Consider the following 25,391-nt stretch of genomic DNA (forward strand, 5'->3'; position numbering starts at 1 on the left):
TTTTAAAAATAGTTCGAATCAAATCACCTTAATGTTCGCAAGTCCCATTTCAAGTCAATTACCTAAAAGAACATGAACATATGAATAGACATTTTACGCTAGCCATGAAAATGGTCGTGGTTGGTGTTCTTTGCAGTGCTATATTCAGCGCCTGCCGTAAGGACAGTAACAAGGTAGATAATACTACGCCAACTTCCTCCACAGTAGTGTCAGATGAAGATTCCCTCAAATATCTTATGTACCGCATCATGCAGGTAACATATGTAGACGGGGGCCGCAACAAAACCACCGACCTGCCAACTTATTTCTGGTACAACCAGGTACCACAGCTTGACCCATCCAGCAGCACCTATGCTAACGCTGACGATCTGTTGAGCACCATGAAAACATATTCCAAAAGCAGCAGCGGCACCGTACTGGACCGTTATAGTTTCCTGGATCGTACTGGTTCATTGTCCAGCTCACTACAGAATGGTCTTTCCGAGACTTTCAATAAAATAAGCGCTACCGGCAACTACGGCATGGAGGTCAGCTATGCTTCGGACGGCACCAAATCATACCTGTATATCGTCTATGCAGATAAGAACTCCCCGGCCGGCCAGAAAGGCCTGACCCGCGGAGATGAGATCATTGCCGTGAACGGAGACACCAACATCAGCTACGACGGCGCTAATGGCACCAACGTATCCAAAGTGACCAATGCCATCTATTACTCCACCTCCGTAACCCTGAAGGTAAAGAAGGCAGTGACAGGGGCCGAGGCCACCTATAGTCTTACATCCGGCTCTTTCACCATCAACCCCGTATTGTTTGACACGATCTATACTGTGAACAGTCAAAAGGTGGGTTACTTCGTCTTTTACACCTTCACCAATACCTACAATACACAGGGTGCCGCTACCTTGACGAAAAGCAAACTGGATGGCCTTTTCGCCAAATACAAAGCAGCCGGTATTACCAACCTGATAGTAGACCTCCGTTATAACCAGGGAGGCTCCGTTACTACAGCTGAATATCTGGACAGCGCAATCGCTCCGGCGGCTGCGGCTAACAAGACGATGTATTACTATCAGTACAATGATAAGCTGACGGCAAACCTGGACGGTACGGGACTGGATGCCAGTATAAAGTTCCCGAACCTTACCGGCGGACTGGCGTTGAACAATGTGTTCTTCATCACAGGCGCTCACACGGCTTCCGCCAGTGAGCTGACGCTGAATAACCTGACGCCATATATGAGTGTGAAGCTGGTAGGAGATACTACTTACGGTAAGCCGGTAGGTTTTATCACATTCAACATTTCAAAGTATGACAGCACACATACCAAGCAATACCTGGCAGACCTGTATGCGATTAACTTTGCTACGGAGAATGCTAACCACGTAGGCGGTTATTACACAGGTATAGTGCCCGACCAGCTGGCGAATGATTATATCAATGTGCCATGGGGATACAGGAATGATGATGAGAACCTGGATAGGATCTTCAACTACATTACTACCGGTAGCTTTGCCAGAACATCTGCCAACGCCCGTGTGCTGACAGAAACCACTGCCAACCAGCGTGCCGCGATCCAGTCATCTATCGCCTCTCCCCGCTTCAACGGGATGGTGGACTATCGCATAGGTAAACGGATTCAATAATATCAACGGTACTGGTCGTAATAATTTGCGACCAGCTCGTACCCTAACAATACTCTTTCCGCTGACGTAAGCGGGGTGGTAGCGGGCATACCTGCAGCCTCTTCCAATTGCGTCAGCGTTCTTATTCCTACTACGGCGGCTCTTACTACAGGTTCTCCCAGTACATAACAAATAGCGGTTTGCGCCGGGGTACGTTTATGTTCGGAGAATTTAACTACTACTTTCGCCATTTTGCTGACATCTTCCGCACTATAGTTCAGATAGGCCTCTGCCGGTTTGCCTGCCAGCAATCCTTTGGCTACGCTTCCTCTTGCCAGTACACCAATATTGTCCTTCTTCAATAGCTGGAATACCTCTTCTTCTGGTCTTCTGTCCAGCAGGCTATACTGCATCATCACACTGCTGATATTCGATCTTTTCACATATTCCCTGATCACATTGGGCCTGATGGAAGAGATGCCATAATACCGGATCTTTCCCTGGTTTTGCAGCTGTTCAAAAGTCTCAATGATATCATCAATAGGATCTTCCAGGGTGCCGCCATGTAACTGGTATAGATCTATATAATCCGTTCCCAGCCGACGCAGGCTATCATCCACGGCTTTCTTAATATACTCCGGCGAAGGGTTCCAGTCCCACCCGCTGCCATCATTCCTCCACTGGTTACCTACCTTGGTGGCGATGATGGCTTCGTGACGCCGGCCTTTCAATGCCCTGCCCAGCTGTCTTTCATTTTCTCCCTGCTGATACAGGTCTGCCGTATCAAAAAAGTTGATCCCTTTGTCCAGGGCCTGGTTGATCAGGCCTTCATTTTCTGCAGCATTATTGCCCAAAGACATACATCCGAAAGCGATCTCGGAGATGTCCAGATTAGAGTTGCCAAGAATATTGTAGTTCATGGTCCTAATTTAAGCAATTCTGCTTATGACTCCGACTCTTCTTCCCCGCGATCGGCCAGCCGTATGTCTTTTTCCGGGATAGTACTGATGAAACCACCCTTAGGCGTATAGAGATGTTTTATCTGTGTATATCGCCTGTTGCCCGCCATCCCTTTGATCTGTATATAATCATCCAGCGTTTCTTTCTCCTCCAGTTTTAATACCATGTATTTATGACCATCGTCGACGAACAAGGGATGTCCGGGTGAAAACACTTTTTTACGGGGCAAGAGGTTGACTCCTGCAATTTCATAAAAACAGGGAATACCTCTCCCTTCTATGTAGGGAGCGAAATAACGCACCTTTCCCGTTCCCACTACCTGATCAAACTTCCTGCTGGCATAACTGGTTGCATTACCAGTTACAAGATCATCATACAGTGCGCTGTCTGCTGCCGCCACAGGTTCTACCAGGACAAAAGCATCCGCAGCCTTATAAACCATCCCGTTTTGCGGCATTGCTTTTTGCAGCAGCCGGGCAGAATCCTCTTTTATAATATATCTCAGGTGTTGCTCCAGCAAAGCCAGTCCCACTGCATTACCCGGTAGGAAGGGGAAGCCGCCGGCATTCTCTACAAGAATGACCTGCCGGTAATATCGGCCATAATATTCTTCCTTGCCGATCCCGGGAAACAATACATATGCTCCTAATACCTCTTTGGAATGTTCATACCTACTGCCCTTCTTCCTCCTGCGGACAATAGCATCCCTGTAAACACGCATCTTGTTCAGGTCTTCATCCAGCGGCACATCGATCGTTTCCAGCTTGTTATACCTGTCTGATTCTATCAGGCGGTATTTGGCGTCAAACAGGTAAGTCAGGTACAGGTTTCTGGGCTGATCTCTTTTCCCTATCCGCAGGATAATATCCGGGCACTTACTTCCATTGATGGTTCCTGCATTACCCGCATCAAAGTTATTCGTGTACCACAGTTCCTGGTAGAGCTCAATATTGATGCCATCGGCACACTCAAACACCAGTTTGGAATGCATGTTCTTATCCGGCGACAGACGGAAGGTGTTGCCCTTTATCGTGGGCATTTTTTTGATCTCCGGCGATACGCCTGTTATCCGTTGTATCATGTCTGTCATGCCAAAGAAGCACCAGAGCTGGTAGAGATAAGCAATATCTTTCAGCTCTATTTCATACAGCCCTTCCTGTAACTCAAATCCCATTTTCAGGGTTTCCCAATCTTTCATCAGCCCTGCGTATCCAGGCCGTTTAGCCAGTACCGACGAAAACCGCTTTTTGTCATTCAGTTCTCCTACGTCTTTGAAAACAGGATGTGCCAGTAAGTGAGTAAGCGCTTCCCCCACAAATTCCAGCTGCATCCGGTATTCCTTGTCCATCCGTGTATTACTGCTGTCTTTCTGAATTAACTTATAAATACGTTTATAGTGTTCAAGTATGTCTGCTATAATATGTTTCACATACCTGTTCTCGTAATTGTCTTCCACCATGACTTTGGTGTCCACTTCAAAGTATTTGTGTGGATGACCGTCAAATCGTTCCAGTTTGTCTGCCAGCAGGCCTTTAGCCGTTTTGATCTTGTCTTCACGCACGAATCCTTTCCCCCTGGATAGTGTTTTATGAGGATCCTTCACAATGACATTCAGGTGTCGCAAAATGCTTCTGAAAATATTCCCAAAAATGGTCCACCAAAGGATATCACTTTCGCCACTGCCCTGTACCTCAAAATAATGATAGGTTTTCCTGAGATAGTCGATCACCAGCCGGGGATATATCGTTTCTATCTGCTTCACCATGGCAGGATGGTCCTTTGGGCCGTCAAGTTTCGACGAGAATATGGTGAACTGAAACAGGACACTGAGTGATACTGTTTTCAGCTGATAGTCGATAATCAGGTCAAATTCTCCCGGTTCATTATTAAACCTCAATGCACCCGAAGCTAATTGAGTATTCATCTTCGTGGTCATCACCCTAAACATGTTCTTCACATTTTTCACGCGGGCATAGATGGAAGCTGATACTACGTTCCGGTGAAAATCGATAATTACTCCATATCCTATGCTCTCGAAGAATACCGGATGTTTCACAGTATGGATATCTGCACTTTCCACTTCCTGCGATGCAGGCTGCCAGATCTCGAATTTCCTGAGCGGACCTGTAAAAAGATAGGCTGTTTCAAAATTCTCAGGGGTATGCCTCTTCTTCGAGGTTTCAAATGCTTTTTCAAAGTCTTCTGCGCCACCAGGATTTAACAGGTAAATTTGGATAGAGAAATCTTTATGGTCGATAGTTAGTATATTCATAATCACCAGAATGATGTGAAGCCGGTTTTTCTCAATTGAAGCTGTATCCTTGATAATTTCTGCTGGCAGGCAGGATACAGCCTGGTAGCCGCCTGTAATCCTTCAATAATATCACCACAGTCAGCATTATCGCCAGCTATCCTTGTCAGGATTTTCATGCAGATCACTTCATCGAGACAGGTATTCAGCCAGTTTCCCGGCATAGGTCCGTTGGCCGCCAATGCCTCATTGTAAGCGCAGTATAGCAGTACGTCCTCCCTTACACGGTAGGAAAGCGCAAACGGAGCATCTTTGAATATGTCGTGCAGTCTTTTTAGTTCGCGGATGATCTGGGCGCCTGTTTTAGGGTTGCTCTTATATGCTTCCGGCCCGCTTAATCTGCCTGTTGTCAGTGCTGCCGCGGCTTCATATGTGTCAGGGTATTCCCATTTTTCCGCCGGTGAGGTCAGCCCACGCTCCATATCGATGCCCTGCATTTCGATCACCATCGTTCTGTCCAATACCCGCTGACTTAGGGTATGGGTTGTTTCATCCATGTTAATTGTTCCGATTACGGTCAGGTTGGCTGGCATGACAATCCCTCTTTCGAGAAAATACTCCTGCAGACGGGTATCGCCTTCTATCCCCAGTTTGGCCCAAAAACCGGGGTCTTCCTGGCTGTATACGGACACATTATGACTGCTGATGAAAGCATCATAGACAGTGACATCGTCTTCCCGGCGGGCGGTTTCTAGTATACTCAGGAAGTCGGGAAAATAATGTTCGATCCTGGCCAGGTTCATTTCATCCAGGCAGGTAAAAAATGGGACATGTGGATACCGGCAAGCCTTGACAATAAAGCGGAGCAGGTCTGTGCAATGATACCTGGAAGTGCCGCCCCGGGTCGCCAGGTATCCCAGCAGGTCGTCAGGTTCATGCCAGTCAGGTCTGACCCTGACTATCTCAAAATTGCCGGGATGTTTTGCATTCCTCAGCTCGGCATCGGCGCAGGTGATGTGAGCCAGCTTTCTTACCAGCCAGGATTTTCCTGTTCCACTTACCCCACTCAACAATATGAAAGGCTTTGTTTTAACAGCCATGAGCAACTTCCGGTAAGGATGGCTGAACGTAATTCCGTTTTTCTCATTTTCCGGCCCTTTTACGCCCTTTTGGATCCCGGGCGAGCTTACTAGCTTCATTTCTATTTTCGTTTGGTTAACAGTCATATTTACCCCCTCTACATGCAGGTTACACTTTTCCAGCATATCCAGCGCCGGCCCGGAAGGAAATAACTGCCTCAGGTCCTGCATCCTGGTAAGCCGGGTGGTATTGTCCCGCGCCCCTGAGATCCACAGATCGGCTATGCCGTTGTGCCGCAGGGGTTTGGTCCATTTCCAGTCTTCCGGGATAGCGGCCTGCTGCCGTACCTCATACTTCCGGAAATCATCCCCCTCGCGGGCGCCGTATATACAGCCCTGATATTCAAATTCCTTCAACCATGAACGTGGGTTCCGGATACCTATCCGTACAGCGTCCGTAGCCACCGTGTATAGTACTTCCCTTTTCTCCCTGTTCACGAAAAAGACCACATCTCCCGGTAAGGTATTCTTCAGTATGTCGTCATCCCAGAAAATGAAACTCTTATTGTGGGATAACAGGTTCTCATAGTCAGTATCTCCATTCCTGACATCATATATCCTTGCACGTTTCATGCACTGCAATTTCCCCTAAATATCAGATCAAAAAACTATACAAACAACTAATTATCAATATTTTATCAATACTACAATTGCATTATCATGATGATCCTGTAAATATCATTTATCAACCTCAGCTGTAATTCACTGATCACGCCAAAGGCTATACTACAAAGCATTTCAACATTCCTGCTGTCTTTAAATCGTTCATTGTTCGCTCTTTTCTCTATACTTTCATATCGCTTTACCGTCGTTTCCATATCACTTCATCGTCATTTCTATATCGAATCGATATACAAATGACGATGAAGTGATATCCAGATGACGATGTAGCGATATGGAGATATAGAAGAAGAATACTACCCAGAACAGGTTTAAACGGAAAAATACCTTTCGGTATCTGGCTCAAACCCCGTCCATAGCGGCACAACGGCACGTGTTCCTGCGCCGCTCATTTAGAAAATCAGTATTTCTCAAAAAAAATCGGCAATTTGCGTTAGTAACCAGCGTAGCGGAAAAGAGGAAAGTTTGTCATTACCACACCCATGAACTAATCACCCGAATGGAGCAAGTACAGATCGGTAAGTGCGTTTACATTATAAACACAGGGAAAAACCTTTATAAGATCGGCAAGACGCAGGATCTGCAGAAGCGTTTGGCCTCGTATCATACCCATCTGCCCGTTATGTTCCGGGTGATCAGGCAATACGCTTCCGCGAATATGACCGAGCTGGAAGAATGCCTGCATATCATTTTCCAGCATAAACGCGTCAAAGGGGAATGGTTTGAACTGAGCAAAGACGACCTGGTCATTTGTGACAACATCGCCCGCAATTACGCCCTCACGGAACTACACAGGCAGGCCAGGAAATATGCCGTGATCCGTTATAGCGACAATCCCCTGCTGCAGGTGATGGAAGCCAACGAAAAGTACCTGCAGGACTATTCCCGGGTAGCGCAGGATATTGAACTGGGTCTCAGCACCGACGAGATCTTCGAACTGAATGAAGGCCAGGTCAGCAAAGCGGTCATCGAAACCGTGAGACGCCTCCTGAAATACCGTACCCCCAATTCCGAATTCCTCAGTAAATGGCTCCGGGTGGTGAACGACCTCGGGGAGGGATTGAGTGAAAATGCCATTCTCGAACGGTACAAAGGCCAGATCAGCCGTACCTCCATCCAGATGATCAAGAGGATACTCCGCAACCAGCTATATTAATAACCGCCCCGCTTCAACAAGCTGATTATCAAATGTTAATTATTTGGTATGAGAATTGTTAAAATAAAATATAAGTTAAACCCTGCCGTTTAGTAAGTGTCTAAGTACTATAACAGGGGGAGACAATCTCTCTTTTTAAATCATCTATCAACATGAAAAACAGGATATATTTACTGTTCTCACTCATTCTCCTGGCTGGTGTGAGTACAGTAAGCAGCGCGTATGCACAGCGGGGACGTTTTGGAGGAGGACACATGTCAAGGGGGGCCGGGAGCAGAATTGTTTCATCACCACACGTGTCAGCAAGAATTGGAGTAGGATTCGGATATGGCGGAGGTTATTATCACTACCGCGCACCTGTCCGTTATTACCACGGATATGGCGGTGGATATTATTATCGCCCTCATTACTACCCTTACCGTTACTACGGTCCGGCCATAGGTTTTCGTGTCAGCTTCCTACCTTACGGGTTCCTGACATTTAACACTGGATGGGGGCCTTACTATTATTACGATGGTTTCTTCTATCGTCCGTATACCAACACACAAACACAGACGGAACAGTATGAAGTGGTTGATCCGCCAATGGGTGTTGTAGTACCTAACCTGCCGAGTGGTGCGAAACAGGTAAAAATAGATGGTAACATTTACTATGAAAAGAATGGTACCTTCTACCAGGAAGTGCAGCAGGACAATAAGACAAAATACGTAGTGGTAGGAAAGAATGGAGAACTGAATACCGGCAGTGGTGAAGACAGCCAGGATCAACAGGATCAACAGTATCAGCAGGATCAGAATGCTCCTGTTTCCGGAGACGTGATGGCAACATTACCTGAAGGAAGCCGCGGTGTGGAAATCAACGGTCAGCAACTGTATGTTTCTCCGGATGGCATGTATTATCAGGAAGTAACCAATCCCGATAATTCACGGGGTTATAAAATAGTCGGAAAAACTTCAGCTGATAATTAAGCATCACGCTAAGTGAATGAACAAGTGGAACATAGTAGCTCACGCTATCATGTTCCACTTGTTTTTTTATTTACATAAGTACATATACTCCATATTAACTTCACGTTAACGCCTACTTAATTCAATTTGACACTTCTTTTATAAAAATTATTTTGTTAGTTTTAACATAGATTCATGCTTTTGCTCAAATAACCACAACACCATATTTGTTTTTTATGAAAAATATAACCCGACGAAAGGCTGCCACCCGCAAGGGGAGACCATTAGCACAATCTGCCGATCCTGTCGTATGTCCGTTAGAATAAGAAGAATATTTGATTTTGTCGTAAACATTGAACAGTGATTACAACACTTATCGTGTTGCTCATGTGAGAGATTCGGGCCGTTTAGCCTATATTAATTCTGCGCTATGAAATCATCCTATTTCGAAAAACAGGATGGTTACGCCTTGTCTATGACGTCCCTCAGGGCATAACCGGGAATTACAGCCAGATATCTAAAATTAATACGTGCGGTATAACATTTATCGATGATTCGTAAATCATGGTCAGGACTAGTCATGCCTGTTACCTACTAAACGCCCAGGAATGGAAAAACCTACTATTATCGGGCTTACTCCGATGGAGTGCCCTGACGTGCCACTGGCCCTCGCATTGGCTAAAGCAAATGCGTTCCCTGTACTACATCTCGGACGCAACAGAGACACCGCAGTTAAAGCCCTTGAAGACCTTTCACAACATGGTTATCCCTTTGGCGTCTGTTACGCGGAAAAAGAAATGACAGATATCCCGTTACCAGAACAGGTTACGCTGATCATTGCTCCATACCATATTAAAGTAAGCACGCGCAAGCGTACACGCATGCTGTACCAGGTACATACCTTATTCGAAGCACAACAGGCAGTACACGACAATGCTGATGGTATTATCATAAAAGGAAATGAAGGCGCCGGTAAAGTGGGGGAGGAATCCTCCTTCATTCTTTTCCAGCAGATAGTGAAAGCGCTCCCTGATACAAAAATATGGGTACAGGGTGGCGCAGGTATCCATACTACAGCCGCACTGATGGCCACTGGCGCCAGCGGTGTAGTGCTGGACAGCCAGCTGATATTATTCCCCGAATGCAAGGCTCCTGCTGCCATCAAGAACATATGTGAAAAACTGAACGGCAATGAGGCGCGGGTGATAGATGGCTACCGTGTACTGGTACGGCCTAATTCACCTGCACTACCGGACAACGCTACACGTGAAGATATAAAACCATTGCTGGGGATCTTAGACCTGGATAAAGGCCTCCTGCCTATGGGCCAGGACATTGCCATATCTATTGATCTCGTAAAACGCTATAAAAAACTGGGCAGGATGATCAATGGCCTTCATGAAGCCATCCGTGGTCATCTCTTGCAGGCAAAGACCGTAAATGTGATCAGTCCCGGTAATGCACTGGCAAAAGAACTGAACATCACCTACCCTATTGCACAGGGCCCTATGACGCGTGTCAGCGACGTACCTGCATTTGCAGCCGCTGTTGCCGATGCCGGCGCATTGCCATTTGTGGCCCTTTCATTGCTGAAAGGCGCAGCTGCGCAGGACCTGGTAAAACAAACAAAAGAACTCGCGAAAGATAATACCTGGGGCGTCGGTATATTGGGATTTGCACCACAGGAACTGCGCGATGAACAGATCGAAATCATTAAGGAGGTTAAACCTCCACTGGTATTGATCGCAGGCGGCCGTCCCTCTCAGGCGAAAGCACTGGAAGACATGGGTATCAAATCTTTCCTGCACGTACCATCGGCCTCTCTGCTGGATATGTTCATAAAAGAAGGAGCGCGGAGATTTGTGTTTGAAGGCCGTGAATGCGGTGGTCATGTAGGCCCACTATCAAGCCTCGTGTTGTGGGAGAAACAAATAGAACGCCTTTTGCAGGAAGAACAGGCAGCACAACTGAACGTCTTCTTCGCAGGCGGTATACACGATGCACTGTCCACTGCTTTCATTGCCGTGATGGCGGCTTCCCTGGCTACCAAAGGTGCTAAGATCGGTGTGCTGATGGGTACTGCCTATATCTATACTAAAGAAGCGGTGGAAACAGGCGCTATCCTGCAGCAATTCCAGGACCAGGCGGTTGAACATACGGGCACTGTATTGCTGGAAACAGCGCCGGGGCATGAAACACGCTGCCTGCAATCGCCATTTGCTGATTTCTTCCGGGAAGAAAAAAATAAACTCAACGCTGAGCAGCTGGATAAAAAAGAGATCTGGAGCAGGCTGGAAGCCTTAAATGTAGGCAGGCTACGCATAGCTGCCAAAGGAGTGGACAGAACAGAGAAGGGACTTGTAAACATCGATACCGCACAGCAGCTGCTGGAAGGTATGTATATGATAGGCCAGGTGGCTGCATTGAGACAGGAAGTGGTGAGTATGACCGATCTGCACAAGGATGTGGCTGAGAATAACTTTACACATATACAAAATGCTGCGCTGCCTGCGCCTGTTACACATCCAGAAAAGGCGCTGGACATTGCCATTATCGGTATGGCCTGCATCTATCCCGGTGCCCGTAATATAGATGAGTTCTGGAGCAATATACTGGCCGGTAAGGACTGCGTGAACGAGGTACCGGATGAACGCTGGAATAAGGAATTGTACTATGACGCCAACTCTCCGGATGGGAATAAATCCCCATCCAAATGGGGAGGTTTCATTCCAAAGATAGATTTCGACCCGGTGACCTTTGGTATACCGCCACAGTCACTGGCGGCCATTGATCCTACACAGTTGCTGGCATTGCTCGTGGCTAAACAGGCATTGGAGAATGCGGGCTATGCCAACCCGGATCACGATACAGAAGATATCTCTGTGATCATTGGTGCTGAAGGTGGCAATGATCTCGCCAATAACTACGGCTTCCGCTCACTCTACCGCCAGTACCTGGGAGAAATGCCGGAAGAACTGGATGCTGCATTGCCTAAGCTGACGGAAGATTCCTTCCCGGGTGTGCTGGCAAATGTGATATCAGGGCGTATCACCAACCGCCTGAACCTGGGCGGCAGGAACTATACAGTGGACGCTGCCTGCGCTTCTTCTCTGGCTGCTATCGACCTGGCCTGCCAGGAACTGATACTGGGCAAATCGGAGATGGTACTGGCCGGTGCTGCCGACCTGCATAATGGTATTAATGACTACCTCATGTTTGCCAGCACACATGCACTGTCCCGCAAAGGACGCTGTATGACTTTCGACTCCGGCGCCGATGGTATTGCACTGGGCGAAGGAGTGGCTATGCTGGTCTTAAAAAGATATGATGACGCAAAACGTGATGGCGATCAGGTTTATGCAGTGATAAAGGGTGTTGGCGGTTCCAGCGATGGCAAGAGCCTGGGACTGACCGCTCCCCGTAAGGCAGGGCAAATAAAGGCACTGGAAAGGGCATATGAGCAAAGCGGCGTATCCCCAGCTGCAGTGGGTCTTGTGGAAGCACATGGCACCGGCACTGTAGTGGGAGATAAAACAGAACTGAGCGCTTTATCTGATATGCTGATACAGTCGGGCGCCATCGCCGGACAAACACACCTGGGCTCTGTGAAAACTCAGATCGGACATACCAAATGCGCCGCAGGACTGGCAGGGCTGATCAAGGCTACCCTCTCGGTGTATCATGGAGTAAAGCCGCCTACCCTGCATATCAAGGCGCCCAACGCGTTCTATAACGAAGCTACCAGCCCCTTCCTGTTCAATACGCAGGCTGGTGTCTGGCTGGATGAACACAGGCTGGCAGGGATCAGTGCCTTTGGTTTTGGCGGCACCAACTTCCATGCGGTGATCGAAAACGATCCGGCAGGAAAGGAAAAACCGCTTGCACTTACTTCATGGCCTGCAGAACTGTTTGTGTTCCGCGGAGAAAATGATGCGGACGTAAAACGGCTCGTGCAGGCGGTACACACTATCCTGGAATATAACGATCAGGTGCCATTGAGAGATATTGCCTACAGCCTTTACCGTTATAGTGATGCCCCTGTTCGTCTGTCTATCGTAGCGGCGGGCCGTGAAGACCTGATGCTGAAAACAGACCTGGCGCTGTCTGGCGCTACGTCCAGGGAGATTCATGTCACCAGCAATGTAGAAGGTAAAGTAGCCTTTATGTTCCCGGGACAGGGCAGTCAGCGTGTCAATATGGCGAGAGAACTCTTTGTAGCTTTCCCGCAGATGCGTAAACTGCTGAAAGCATATCCGCAGTATGAAAAAATACTCTTCCCTTCTGCTGCCTTCAGCGAAAGCGCGTTGCAGCAGCAAAAGGAAAAGATCAAAGATACCCGCATCACACAACCACTGCTGGGCATTGTAGACCTGGCAATAGCCTCCTTCCTGAAGGACCTGGGCATTCTGCCTGATATGGTTGCAGGGCATAGTTACGGGGAATTGCCTGCGCTCTGCTTTGCAGGTGCATTCGCAGAAGAACAACTTGTCCCTCTCAGTGAGAAAAGAGCTAAAGCTATACTCGATGCGGTAGAAGGAGATAAAGGTGTGATGGTGGCAGTGAATATTACAGAAGATGCACTAGCCCCCTTTACCGGAATAGGAAGCGGCGTTTATGCAGTGAATCATAACTCTCCGCAGCAATGGGTACTGGCCGGTGCAACGAAAGACATGGAACAGCTCATGTCCAAACTGAAGGAACAAAAGATCTCCTTCAAACAAATGGAAGTGGCCTGCGCGTTTCATAGTCCGCTGATCGCTAAATCAGCCAGCCTGTATAAAACTGCGATTGGTAAAACATCCTTCAGCAAGCCAGCGATACCCGTATGGTCTAATACCACAGCAGCATTATATCCTGATACAGCAGCGGCTATTAAGGAAAGGATGGCGGAACACCTGGTAAGCCCGGTACTGTTCTCCGAAGAAGTGGAAAAGATGTATGCAGCCGGCGCCAGGATATTTATTGAGGTAGGTCCGGGTAAAGTATTAACTGGCCTGACCCGCTCTGTGATTGGTAAAGAGGGTCTGGCATTGCACTCAGAAGATAGTGAACCTAATGCTATTGCACACCTGCTTAATACCATCGCAAAATATATTGCCAGCGGCAGGAACGTACAGCTGGACAAACTGTTCGAAGGTCGCAATACACAAACCATTCTGTTAGATACCCCTGAGCAGTATAAGAAGAGCGCAACCATCTGGCACGTGAATGGTCAGCTGGCGGTGCCCACTACAGGCAAGCTGCCTGCACATGGCGCGCTGCCGGTATTGCAACCGGTACAGCTGAAAACAGCAGTTGCGGCACAACCTGTCATTGTGAACGGGAATGCTGAGCACATGGTACAGGAATACCTGAACAGCGTCAAATACCTGGTACAGGCACAGCGTGATGTGATATTAGGTTACCTGGGACAAAACCCTGCTAATATCAGCCGCCTGGAAATACCTGAAACACCGGCTGCCAGACCAGCAACTCCTGCAAAGAAAGAACAGGAACTATTACCTGCACAGGTGAAAGTATCTGTCAGCACACAGCCGGCGAGAGGCAAGCAGGATGTGAAAAAGATCCTGATAGAAGTAGTCAGCGCCAAGACCGGTTACCCGCATGAAATGCTGGGCATGGAAATGGATATGGAGGCAGATCTCAGCATCGACTCCATCAAAAGAATGGAGATCATCGGTGAATTGAGAACACAGATGGGAGGCTTTAATGCGGGCGGTAAGAGCGATGAAACAGCTGTAGAGCAACTGGCGGGTATCAAAACCCTGAACGGCCTGCTTGAGTGGATCGCCAACAATGTAGGCGATGCGCAGGCAGAAACAGGAGGTATCTCATTACAACATGCCATTGAAAAACCAACTAATACCACACCCGCCAGTCAAGGCTGGACGGAAAATGACATCAGGAGTACCATACTGCTGACTGTCAGCGAAAAAACAGGTTATCCGCAGGAGATGCTGGGAATGGACCTGGATCTGGAAGCAGATCTGAGCATCGATTCTATCAAACGGATGGAAATACTGGGCGAGCTGCGGATTAAAATAGGAGGATTAGCGCAATCGGAGGAAAAAACAGAAGCACTGACCGGCATCAAAACATTGAATGGCCTGGTCAGCTGGATCTCCGGTAATATTCCTGCCAGTACCGCACCAGCACCGGCATCTTCTGAGGAACCTGCACCTGCATCAACAGCAGCACCGGCTGCACTGTCAAGGATACGGTTCTCATTAGTACCCTACGGTTTCAATGAGAAGGAAACAGTGAGCATTGCCGGCAAATACCTGGCGGTAACCGATGATGGCAGCCACCTGCCACTGGCCATTAAAAAACTGTTGGAACAACAGGGAGCAGAAGTAGACATTGTTACAGAAAAGGATATACTGGAAAATTACCATGGCCTGATCATCCTGGATATGGTATCGGCTCCGGAACGCCCTGACATCCTCAGCACTTTCTCCACTATCAAAAAGCTGCATCCTGACAATGTGGAATGGGTATATGCCATCTCAGGATCAACCGGCAGCGACATCCGGCTACTGCGTGAGCTACAGGGATATCCCGGTTTCCTGAAAAGCCTGGACAAAGAATGGGATCATGCAAAATGCAGAAGTATCAGCCTGACAGGTCATGTTTCACCGGAAAAGATCCCCGCTATTATACTCGGTGAATTATTACATCCTGATACGCCTGCTGAAGTCATCTATCACGATGGCGTAAGGCACATCTTTGACCTGATACCGACACAACTGAGCACAGGTCAAACACCGGATATCAAACTGAATAAAGATGCTCTCGTGCTGGTACTGGGTGGTGCACAAGGCATCACAGCAGAACTGATGGTACGCTTCTCGAAGGAGTATCCGTGTCATTATGTGCTGGTAGGCAGATCGCCCGATCCGCGGGAGGAGGACATCCCTAACTATACTGCTCTTAAAACCAAAGACGAGATACGCCTGCAGCTGATAATGGAAGGCAAGCTGACAACACCGGCTGCTATCGAAAAACATGCGGCAGATATTCACAAATCCAACCAGATACTGCAAACCATCCGCTCACTGGAAAGCAATGGCTCAACCGTTACCTACCAGGCGCTTAACCTGAGGAATGAAAGTGAACTGGAAACCTTCATCAGCAAGCTCTATGAACAGTATGGCAAGATAGACGGCGTGGTACATGGCGCAGGATTGCTGGAAGATAAACTGTTCCGGCAAAAAACGTCTGACTCCTTCGAAAGGGTGTTCTCCACCAAAGTAACACCACTCAGGATACTGGCGGAAAAACTGAGGCCAGATACCCAGTTCGTCGTACTCTTTTCCAGTGTAGCTTCTGTTTATGGCAACCGCGGACAAACCGACTATGCCGCTGCCAACAGTGTATTGGACCGTTATGCCTGGGAGCTGAAAAATGTGATCAAAGGGAAGGTGACTACCATCAACTGGGGCCCATGGAAAGGCACCGGCATGGTATCGCCCACACTGGAGAAGGAATACGAACGGCGGGGAATAGCGCTGATACCGTTACAGGCAGGCATGGAGACCTTCGTAAACGAGCTGAAATACGGCAATGAAAGCCAGGTGCTGATCATGGCGGAATAGTAACCATTAAAGTCATGACAATGAAAAAACAGGCTGATGCTGCCATTATCGGCATGTCCGGGATATTCCCGGGAGCTGGCGATATACATGCGTTCTGGCAGAATATTATCAATAAAAGAGACGCCATACAAACTGTGCCCGGCAACAGGCTGGACACCAGTTTTTTCGATACCCGCTCCAATGCAGTAGACCGTTTCTACTGCAGGAAAGGCGGATTCATAGACGATTATGCCTGGTTCGATCCTATCCAGTTTGGCATTCTGCCGTTGGCAGTGGAAGGCACGGAACCGGAACAACTCCTAACCCTTTCACTTGCCCAACAGGCATTACAGGATGCCGGCGTATCAGACAGTACGCCGCTGGACAGGACGGGCATTATCATCGGGAAAGGCAACTATACCGGTCCCGGCGCCACCCGGGCCATTGAGATAGTGCGCACCGGTGAACAAATCGTACAGATCTTACAATCAGCACTACCCGGACTCACTGACGAAGAACTGGATAAAGTGAAGAAAGAGTTCCAGGTAAAGAAAGGACGCTTTGGCCCGGATACGGCCATGGGGCTTATTCCTAACCTGGTCGCTTCACTGGTGGCTAACCGGCTCAATCTTGGCGGGGCCGCCTATACTATAGATGCCGCCTGCGCCAGTTCTCTCATAGCAGTAGATCATGCCATCGGGGAATTAAGTACCGGAAGGGCAGACATGATCATTGCAGGAGGTGTACATGTTTCACAGAATGCTCCTTTCTGGAGCATCTTTACTCAACTGGGAGCACTCTCCCGGCGTCAGCAGATCCGTCCCTTCGATCAACACGCGGACGGCCTGCTGATAGGAGAAGGTTGCGGCTTTGTAGTACTGAAAAGGCTGGAAGACGCTGTCAGGGACCAGGACAGGATATATGCCGTTATCAAAGGCACCGGCGTATCCAGCGACGGCGCCGGTACCAGTGTGATGAGCCCCTCTGTAAAAGGACAGTCCAACGCGATTAAGCAGGCATGGACAGCGGCAGGTATCGACGTACAGCAGGTGGGTTATATTGAAGCGCATGGCACAGGCACACCATTGGGCGATAAGACAGAACTGGAAACACTGGCCGCTATTTTCGGTCAGCCGGGCAAATTGCCCAAAGCAGGTATCGGTTCAGTAAAGTCTATGATAGGACATGCTATGCCTGCAGCTGGTATTGCAGGTCTTATCAAAACAAGCCTGGCACTGTATCATAGCCAACTGCCGCCCACCCTTCACTGTGATACGCCGCTGGATATCATGCAGCAGACACGCTTTGAACCTGTCAGGGAAACCCTGGACTGGAACCTGTCGGACCTGCCTAAACGCGCGGGTGTCAATGCATTCGGTTTCGGTGGTATTAACGCGCATGTGGTGGTAGAAGGTTTCAGTGAAAGCAATCTCGCTCCCAGGAAATTATTCAATGGCATCACTCCCGGCAAACCGCAGGTGCTGTTATTGGCCAGGGATAGCCAGCAGGCATTGATACAGGCCCTGGAACAAAAAGACAGTCATCCGGGACAGGGCGACTACCGTATTGCGCTCTTCGACCCCAGTCCTGAACGTATCCGTAAAGCCATTAAGATCGTAGAGCGGAACTCGCCCTGGAGGAATAAGCAGGATATCTGGTTCACCAATGAACCACTTGTGAATAAAGGAGGTAAAGTGGCTTTCCTGTTTCCCGGCCTGGATGGTCTGGCTGGCGGAGAGATCGATTCTGTAGCCGGTCATTTCGGATTACGGTTATCCGGTCAGTCAAGCGCTAATAAAGAAGGCGTCTGGGATTCTGCGCTACAATTGCTGGAGAAAAGCCATGTACTTGACACCGCCCTCAAAACACTGGGCGTTTATCCGGATATGAATGCGGGGCATAGTCTCGGGGAATGGCTGGCAGGCCGTTCATCTGGTCTGGCGGCAGAAAGCTCTGTGCTGATGTTACTGCAGGAGTTAAACCCGGCAGCCTTTGAACAAAAGAACACCCGGTTCCTGGTAGTAGGTTGCGGATATGAGCGCCTCTCTCCCCTGCTAAATGGCGTGCCCGATATTCACCTTTCCATGGACAACTGTCCGCAGCAGGTTATTCTCTGTGGCACCAATGAAGCTGTTGACCAGCTGATACCTCTCCTGAGAACGGAACAGATCTTCCACCAGGTACTGCCTTTTCAATCGGGTTTCCACTCTCCTTTTGTCGCCAATAAGCTCGACCTCTTGCTGGATGGCATCAATAAGGTACAGTTCCAGAATACCAGGATCCCATTATGGTCGGCTACCACCCTGGATACTTATCCGCGGGACTTTGAAGCTATCAGACAGCTGAGCATCGATCACCTTATTAAGCCGGTACGATTCCGGCAGCTCATCGAAAAGCTGTATGCGGAAGGCGTGAGGGTGTTCATACAGGCAGGATCAGGCGGATTGACCGGGTTTGTGGACGATACGCTGAAGAGCAAGTCTTATAGTGCTGTTTCTGCGAATATTCCTACCAGATCAGGGTTGGATCAGCTGCAAAGAGTACTGGCTGCTTTATTTGTGGAAGGAAAGCATGTTAATCTTTCATTCCTGGGCATCACGCCGGGTAAAGAGGCGCCTAAAGGTATACCGATGAAGCTGGAATTAGGTTCCCCGCTTGTAAGGGATATAACCGCGCTTAAGTCATTACGTCCGGCCCCGGCAAAGGTAAGTGTAGTGGCAGCAGCAACTCCGGTCATGCGTGCCTTCCTGGATAATTGTGATGAGATCTCCGCTATACAGGAAGAGATCATCGCCTTGTTCAATCAGGGCAGCACAGCACCACCCAAAAGGCTACCTGTGTCAAAGGAGCTGGATATCTCACTGGAGAATACCCCCTATCTCATCGATCATGCCTTACTACGGCAGAAACCCGGGTGGCACTGTGCAGATGATATGGACCCGGTTATTCCCATGACCATGATCTTTGAACTGTTTGCCGATATCGCAGCAGCCAATGCAGCGGGTACAAAAGTGAAAAGCATCTCCCAGATACAGGTTTTTCAGTGGATGAATGTAGCTGCACCTTTCAGGGCAAGCGTGAAAGGACAATGGCAGGACCCGTATACTATTTCCATGAGCATTGACAAATATGCCAATGCGCTGGTCTCCTTGTCAGAGCAGCACACTATTCCTCCACAGCGTTCATTACAGAGCGGGAAGTCTTTAGGTATTACCAGATCATCCGCAGAAATATACGAACAACACATGTTCCATGGCCCGGCCTACCAGGGCATCCGGAAGATAGTGGCCGTAGGTGATAAAGGTATTACAGGCATCATCGAAAGCAGCTCCGGCAAAGGCTCTCTGCTCGATAATGCCGGTCAGTTATTCGGGCTATGGCTGCAGCTGACCTTACAGAAAGACAGGATCGCATTCCCTGTGAAGATACAGGAGGTGGCTTTCTATGGAGATATGGAAGATCAAAGCGGCATATTTGAATGTACCTGTGAACTGACAGATATCAATGATGATACCGCAACGGCAGATTTCATACTGAAGCGGGACAACACAGTATGGGCCATCATCACCGGCTGGCAGAACGCCAGGCTGGAAATAGACGAGCCGCTATGGAAAGTGTCTATGGCGCCATTGCACAACAGTCTTTCAGAAGAGATCGTGCCGGGTATATTCCTGTTCCGTAATACTTATCAGCGTGTTGTGTCCTGGGACTTCATCATGAAGCGTTATTTCAACCAGGCAGAGAAAGCTGATCTCAGGGCCATGTTGCCGAATAAACGCAAGGAAAGGATCATCAGCAGAGTAGCGGTAAAAGATGCGGTAAGGGCATTGCTGAAGAAAGAAAAACAGGAAGCGTATTACCCGATAGAATTTGAGATCAGCAATGATGATGCAGGAAAACCATTTCCTGAGGGAACGATGACTAAAGACATTCATGTCTCTCTTGCACATAAGGATAAAGAAGCGGTGGCCATCGCCCGCAGCGGCACACCGGCAGGTATAGATATAGAAGTGATCAGTGAAAAGAATGATGGCTTTACTGAGCTGGTCTTCCACCCCGAAGAGCTGGCGCTTATTACGGCTGTTGACAGGACCGAATGGATCATCCGCTGCTGGGTGGCAAAAGAAGCATACGGCAAATATCTGGGCAAAGGGCTGCAGGGCAACCCCAAAAAATATAAGATAACATCAATAGACGGCAATACTCTCAGGATCGGCGATGTAACTATTCAAACTATTAAACACAATAACTATATCATAGGATGGACACTATAACTGCTACACACAAATTAAACAATGAAGAGATCTTTACTATTCTGAAATCATTCATCACAGAAGTAATAGGCGAAGAGTTTGTAGAAGACCTGGACATCTCCCGTGAAAGTTCATTCACAAGAGATCTTGAGATGGATAGTATTGAAATTGTTTCCTTCTCTGAGAAAGTAAAGTCACATTTCGGTGAGAACATCGACTTCACCGGCTGGCTATCGGGTATGGACCTCGATCAGCTCATCAACCTCAAACTCGATGACATCATAAACTACATAGCAACATGCCAGTCATCAAAGTAAAAAACAAAAGCGTTCATATCCAGGAATTGAACAAGGGCGCAAGGGAAACCATTGTGCTGGTTCACGGTATGTTCAGCAACCTCTCTGTTTATTATTTCAATATTGCGCCGGTACTGGCCCAGTCTTTCCATGTAGTGATGTATGATATGAAGAGCCATGGCATGAGCGAACGCTGCGAATATGGGTATGACCTGCTTGCCATGACAGACGATCTGCGGGATCTGATGGATGCGCTGCATCTGAAGTCAGTACACCTGGCGGGATATAGTTACGGTGGACTGGTGGCTATGAAAATGGCCATGCGCTACCCTTCCAGGGTAAAGAAGCTGGCCATCATAGAAGCCCCTGATCCCAGCGATAATGAGACGCTGAGCATTATTGATATTTACAGCAAGGAGTTCCTGGTAGACTATATCAATAATTACACAGATACGACCCGCATGCGGATGGGTAAAAGGCAGCTGGACAAGAATCACCGGATGTATGAATACCTGTTCTATGAAACGAGTATCAAAGAAGATATGCACAATGAGCGTTTCTTCTTTTCTGATGATACCATAGGCAACATTGCCCACGATACGCTGCTGATATATGGCAAAAGCTCTAACTGTCTGACATCCGGCCGTAAGCTGTATCATACCGTGCCGCGCTCCAAACTGGCACTGATAGAAGGAGATCACAATCTGCCTATCCAGCAACCGTTGGAAACCGCCAACAAGCTGAAAGATTTCTTTATGGGCTGGCAGGTGAAATTCAAACAGATCAACCACAAATTATGGCAAGCTTTGCGTTTATCGTACCACCACTGATGGGGCATATCAATCCTACGCTAAGCCTGGGCGCCACACTGCTGAAGCGTGGGCACCGCGTAGCCTGGATCAGCCTCGATGCCTCACTGGCAGCCAGATTGCCACAGGGGGGAGAATTACTCCTTGTGCAATACGATCAGGATGATGTTGCTAAAAAGAACAGTGAACAATATCTTGATCAGATCACCAAGAAGAATGTATCGGGTATAGAAAGTATCAAGTTCCTGTATGAGGAAGTGCTGATCCCTTTGAACAGGTTTATGTTTGACGGGATCAGCACTATCCTGCAGGTATTCAAACCGGATGTCATCATCAATGATCACCAGTTATTTGCAGGCGCTATTGCCGCCTGCCGTTTACAGATACCCTATGCCACTTCCGTTACGGCGCCGGCAGCCATCAAGATGATGGAAGACCTGCCGGGCATACATGAATGGGAGATCAGACAGATCGTCGGACTGCAGCAGGAACTGGGCATTCCCGGAGACAGATCTGTAGCTATTTCTGAGGCACTCACACTGGTGTATACCTCCAGGCACTTTTTCGGGGAGATGTCCTTACCGGATCATTACAAATTTGTGGGGCCTGTCATTCAGAACAGGCAGGTCACGAACAGTTTTGACTGGGAGCGGTTTCATAAGATGGATCAACATCCGCGGATCTTAGTGTCTATCGGTACCACCTTTGACCACAGTTACAAAAAGGCATTTTTCGGGAAAGTGATTGAAGCACTGGGCAACGAACCGGTATCTGTTATTGTTGTATCGGATACGGCACTTTTTGAAGCCTGGCCGGACAATTTCATGGTGCAGGAGAAAGTACCCCAGCTGGAGCTCCTACCTTATCTGGATGCAGTCGTGTGCCATGGCGGCCACAATACAGTATGTGAAACCTTATCTCACGGCCTGCCATTGGTGGTTATCCCTATTGCCTATGACCAGTCGCATGTAGCGGGCAGAGTGATACAAGCGGAAAGCGGGGTCAGGCTGAATTACAAAAGATTTAAGGCTACTCACTTAAAAGAAGCTGTATGGGATGTGTTGTCCAACCCGGCCTACAAGGCAGCGGCGCAACGCATACGACAGTCCTTCGAGCAGGCGGGAGGCGCAGCCACCGCCATTGATCTCCTGGAAAAGCTGGCGGAACCGCCTTCACCAGGTGGCCTGGCATTTGACCGTAACCGTTTCTATCACTAATCAACGTCAACGCATGTCTAAATTTATGTTCGTTGTGCCTCCATTCTTTGGGCACATCAGTCCCACCCTGAGTGTAGGAGGCAGTTTACTGGCAAAAGGCCATGAGGTAATATGGGTCGGTTTGAAAGAGCTGGCAACAGAACATATTCCTGCCGGCGGACGATTCATTGTTCCCCATGCCGAACTGGCGGAGCATCAGCCGGCCATACAGGCCATCCTGAAAATGCAGGACGATGGGCCGAACCTATCGGGAGTAGAAACATTAAAGCTGGCACTGGAAGGTACCTATATTCCCTTTGCACGTTTTATGGTGCCTGGGGTATCCAGGATAGCAGATGAATTCAGGCCGGACGTTATCATCAGCGATTGTATCACCTTTGCAGGCGCGCTCTCCGCCCATCTGAAAGATATACCCTGCGTAACAACCACACCTGTACCTCCCGACGTTACCGGCGACGCTATGCAATCGCCCAGGATCTTTGAATGGCAGCAGAACCTCATCAAAAACCTTCAGTATGAACTGGGCATCTATACAGATGAATATGTGATCCATTCCAGGGAAATGAACCTGGTCTTTACTTCAAAGGAATTTGCAGGCAGTAAAGACCCACTACCACATTTGAAATTTGTAGGCCCCGTGAAGGGCCGTCCGAATAATACACCTTTTGACTGGGACAGGCTTTCCCACGCTAAATCGCCGAAAGTATTTGTATCACTGGGCACCTTACTGGTAGACATTCGTAAAGAGTTCTTCCAGAAACTGATAGAGGCCTTTGCAGATGAGCCGCTCACCATTGTAGCGGCTACTGATCCGGCCATCTTTCCGGAATGGCCTGACAACTTCATTGTACAGGGCTTTGTGCCACAATCACAGTTAATGCCGGAAATGGATGCCGTGATCTGTCATGGAGGCTTCAACACTGTGAATGACGCCTTCGTGAATGGATTGCCCATGTTGATCACACCTATCGCCTATGACCATTTCCACACTGCGTCCCTCATAGAAAATGCAGGCTGTGGCATCAAGTTGAGATATAAACGCCTGCGTGTGCCTGACCTGAAGGCTGCTATGTGGGAAGTGCTGAATAATCCGAAATACAGGCAGGCTGCGCAACACATACGCGACACGTTCATACAGGCCGGAGGCAATGATAAAGCAGTAGAGCTATTGGAAACATTTGCACAGGAAAGACAGCGCACTTTATCTGTTTAACAAATTATTCTCTGTGATGAAACGAAAACTACTCCTCCCTGAAAGGATCATGCTGGGAGATGGCTCCACGCCTTTCAACGGCGTATTTGTGATCAGAATAAACGGCACACTGGCGCCGGAGGACCTGTGCAATGCCCTGTCGAAGATACAGGCCAAACATCCGCTGCTGAGGGCGGGTATTGTGCAGGATAAGGCAGGCACGCCTTATTTCACTATTCCTGAAGTCTATCATGCGATCCCATTGACCATTAAAGACCGTATAACAGCCGATGACTGGCAGCAGGAAACAAAGGCCGCCTGGGCCGCTGTTTTTGATATTCCCAACGGTCCCCTGATCAGGATGGTATGGCTGAAAGGCAGCCGGCAATCAGAACTGCTGCTGGCGTTCCATCATTGCATGTGCGACGGAGGAGGAGGGCTGATGCTGGTCAGAGAAATACTGACCGTTCTGGATGATCCTGATTATGATATCGGCATCCATCCGACGTTTACCACCCTGGAGGATATTGTGCCAAAGCACATACTGACAGGCACCCGCCAGGTACTGAAAGCAAAATTGAAGGGGGCGTTCATACGGGGAGTATTGACTTTGTTATCCACCTTTATCTCCACCCGTAACAAACAAACCATCCGTCGGGAAGATGACTACCTGATACACTGGAAGCTGGACCAGCAGGCATCAACCGCCCTGTTCCAGCATTGTACGATGCACACCGTTACTGTCAATACAGCGCTTTGCGTTGCTTTTCTCCGCGCCTTTAAACAGGTGAAAGGAGAAAAGGCTATGAACAGGATCACCTGCCCGGTGGACATTCGGAAATTCATTCCCGAGATAAAGAAAGATGTGATCTTCTCTTTCGGGCTGTCACTGGAACTATCCATCAATAATGCCCCTGATATGCCTTTCTGGGAAAGGGTACAGCTGCTACAGACCATTGCATCGCAGAAGATCGCACGGATGAACCCTTACGATTTTATGCTGCCTTTTGAGCATGCACATGGCGGCATTAAACATATGCGGAAATTCCTGACCTATGGAAAGCCGGTCTATGACCTGATGTTTTCCAATATGGGTAAACTGGATGTACGCGACAAATACCATTCTTTTGAAGTGGATACTATTTTCAGTCCTACCGTTGTAGGACCGTTTGCCAATCCGACCACGATCATCACTTCTACCTATAAGGGGCAGATTGACTTTTCATTTGTGTCCAACCATGCTGTCCTGGATCACCGGGATGCACTGGCCATTAAAGCGCAGGCCATGACATTATTATTGGAAGACCTGCCTGTAGCAGCGCCGGCTCCGGCATTATCATCAATTATTTAACCA

The 25,391-nt window shown here is 48.5% G+C and carries 14 protein-coding genes; 10 read left to right on the plus strand and 4 right to left on the minus strand.

Annotated elements, in window-relative coordinates; genetic code table 11:
* The first annotated feature begins 80 nt into the window (after positions 1-80).
* Positions 81-1,643, plus strand: coding sequence for a S41 family peptidase (locus tag F3I09_RS12090; protein WP_149695279.1), 1,563 nt, complete (start codon positions 81-83; stop codon positions 1,641-1,643).
* A gap of 2 nt (positions 1,644-1,645) precedes the next feature.
* Here the strand turns inward: F3I09_RS12090 and F3I09_RS12095 are convergent, their stop codons facing one another.
* The 4 genes from F3I09_RS12095 to F3I09_RS34030 all read right to left on the minus strand — a co-directional run bounded on the left by F3I09_RS12095 (position 1,646) and on the right by F3I09_RS34030 (position 6,790).
* Positions 1,646-2,542, minus strand: coding sequence for an aldo/keto reductase (locus F3I09_RS12095; protein ID WP_149695280.1), 897 nt, complete (start codon positions 2,540-2,542; stop codon positions 1,646-1,648).
* 23 nt (positions 2,543-2,565) lie between these two features.
* The gene (locus F3I09_RS12100; protein WP_149695281.1) at positions 2,566-4,854 is read right to left on the minus strand and encodes a DUF2357 domain-containing protein; all 2,289 of its coding nucleotides are present in this window, start codon (positions 4,852-4,854) and stop codon (positions 2,566-2,568) included.
* Between the two features lie 2 nt (positions 4,855-4,856).
* Complete coding sequence (locus F3I09_RS12105) at positions 4,857-6,545, minus strand: McrB family protein (protein ID WP_149695282.1); 1,689 nt, start codon at positions 6,543-6,545, stop codon at positions 4,857-4,859.
* Positions 6,546-6,616: 71 nt separating this feature from the next.
* Positions 6,617-6,790, minus strand: coding sequence for a hypothetical protein (locus F3I09_RS34030; RefSeq protein ID WP_188133774.1), 174 nt, complete (start codon positions 6,788-6,790; stop codon positions 6,617-6,619).
* A gap of 302 nt (positions 6,791-7,092) precedes the next feature.
* On the opposite strand from F3I09_RS34030, the gene F3I09_RS12110 reads away from it, so the two are divergent.
* The 9 genes from F3I09_RS12110 (at position 7,093) to F3I09_RS12150 (ending at position 25,388) form a co-directional block, all read left to right on the plus strand.
* Positions 7,093-7,749: a GIY-YIG nuclease family protein gene (locus F3I09_RS12110; RefSeq protein WP_149695283.1), complete on the plus strand. Its 657-nt coding sequence runs from the start codon at positions 7,093-7,095 to the stop codon at positions 7,747-7,749.
* Positions 7,750-7,901: 152 nt separating this feature from the next.
* Complete coding sequence (locus tag F3I09_RS12115; RefSeq protein ID WP_149695284.1) at positions 7,902-8,717, plus strand: DUF6515 family protein; 816 nt, start codon at positions 7,902-7,904, stop codon at positions 8,715-8,717.
* A 587-nt stretch (positions 8,718-9,304) separates the two neighbouring features.
* Entirely contained in the window at positions 9,305-16,291 is a 6,987-nt protein-coding gene (locus F3I09_RS12120; protein ID WP_149695285.1) for a type I polyketide synthase, read from the plus strand.
* Between the two features lie 20 nt (positions 16,292-16,311).
* A complete protein-coding gene (locus tag F3I09_RS12125; protein WP_149695286.1) occupies positions 16,312-20,544 on the plus strand; it encodes a type I polyketide synthase in 4,233 nt (1,410 codons plus the stop codon).
* A complete protein-coding gene (locus F3I09_RS12130; protein WP_149695287.1) occupies positions 20,532-20,840 on the plus strand; it encodes an acyl carrier protein in 309 nt (102 codons plus the stop codon). The genes F3I09_RS12125 and F3I09_RS12130 overlap by 13 nt, the downstream gene beginning before the upstream one ends.
* The gene (locus tag F3I09_RS12135; protein ID WP_149695288.1) at positions 20,822-21,649 is read left to right on the plus strand and encodes an alpha/beta fold hydrolase; all 828 of its coding nucleotides are present in this window, start codon (positions 20,822-20,824) and stop codon (positions 21,647-21,649) included. Before F3I09_RS12130 ends, F3I09_RS12135 begins: the two co-directional genes overlap by 19 nt.
* Complete coding sequence (locus F3I09_RS12140; protein ID WP_149695289.1) at positions 21,616-22,845, plus strand: glycosyltransferase; 1,230 nt, start codon at positions 21,616-21,618, stop codon at positions 22,843-22,845. Before F3I09_RS12135 ends, F3I09_RS12140 begins: the two co-directional genes overlap by 34 nt.
* A 13-nt stretch (positions 22,846-22,858) precedes the next feature.
* Positions 22,859-24,058 carry a glycosyltransferase gene (locus F3I09_RS12145; protein WP_149695290.1) on the plus strand — a complete coding sequence of 400 codons (1,200 nt, stop codon included), beginning with the start codon at positions 22,859-22,861 and terminating at the stop codon, positions 24,056-24,058.
* A gap of 16 nt (positions 24,059-24,074) precedes the next feature.
* Positions 24,075-25,388, plus strand: a complete 1,314-nt coding sequence (locus F3I09_RS12150) for a condensation domain-containing protein (RefSeq protein ID WP_149695291.1) — start codon at positions 24,075-24,077, stop codon at positions 25,386-25,388.
* The last annotated feature ends 3 nt before the right edge of the window (positions 25,389-25,391 follow it).

Origin of the sequence: Chitinophaga sp. CF418 (assembly GCF_900142925.1) — a bacterium.
Taxonomy (GTDB): Bacteria; Bacteroidota; Bacteroidia; order Chitinophagales; family Chitinophagaceae; genus Chitinophaga.

Coding starts and splice junctions, on each gene's coding strand:
- F3I09_RS12090 (WP_149695279.1), top strand. CDS start 81: ATGAATAGACATTTTACGCTAGCCATGAAAATGGTCGTGGTTGGTGTT.
- F3I09_RS12095 (WP_149695280.1), bottom strand. CDS start 2,542: ATGAACTACAATATTCTTGGCAACTCTAATCTGGACATCTCCGAGATC.
- F3I09_RS12100 (WP_149695281.1), bottom strand. CDS start 4,854: ATGAATATACTAACTATCGACCATAAAGATTTCTCTATCCAAATTTAC.
- F3I09_RS12105 (WP_149695282.1), bottom strand. CDS start 6,545: ATGAAACGTGCAAGGATATATGATGTCAGGAATGGAGATACTGACTAT.
- F3I09_RS34030 (WP_188133774.1), bottom strand. CDS start 6,790: ATGGAAACGACGGTAAAGCGATATGAAAGTATAGAGAAAAGAGCGAAC.
- F3I09_RS12110 (WP_149695283.1), top strand. CDS start 7,093: ATGGAGCAAGTACAGATCGGTAAGTGCGTTTACATTATAAACACAGGG.
- F3I09_RS12115 (WP_149695284.1), top strand. CDS start 7,902: ATGAAAAACAGGATATATTTACTGTTCTCACTCATTCTCCTGGCTGGT.
- F3I09_RS12120 (WP_149695285.1), top strand. CDS start 9,305: ATGGAAAAACCTACTATTATCGGGCTTACTCCGATGGAGTGCCCTGAC.
- F3I09_RS12125 (WP_149695286.1), top strand. CDS start 16,312: ATGAAAAAACAGGCTGATGCTGCCATTATCGGCATGTCCGGGATATTC.
- F3I09_RS12130 (WP_149695287.1), top strand. CDS start 20,532: ATGGACACTATAACTGCTACACACAAATTAAACAATGAAGAGATCTTT.
- F3I09_RS12135 (WP_149695288.1), top strand. CDS start 20,822: ATGCCAGTCATCAAAGTAAAAAACAAAAGCGTTCATATCCAGGAATTG.
- F3I09_RS12140 (WP_149695289.1), top strand. CDS start 21,616: ATGGCAAGCTTTGCGTTTATCGTACCACCACTGATGGGGCATATCAAT.
- F3I09_RS12145 (WP_149695290.1), top strand. CDS start 22,859: ATGTCTAAATTTATGTTCGTTGTGCCTCCATTCTTTGGGCACATCAGT.
- F3I09_RS12150 (WP_149695291.1), top strand. CDS start 24,075: ATGAAACGAAAACTACTCCTCCCTGAAAGGATCATGCTGGGAGATGGC.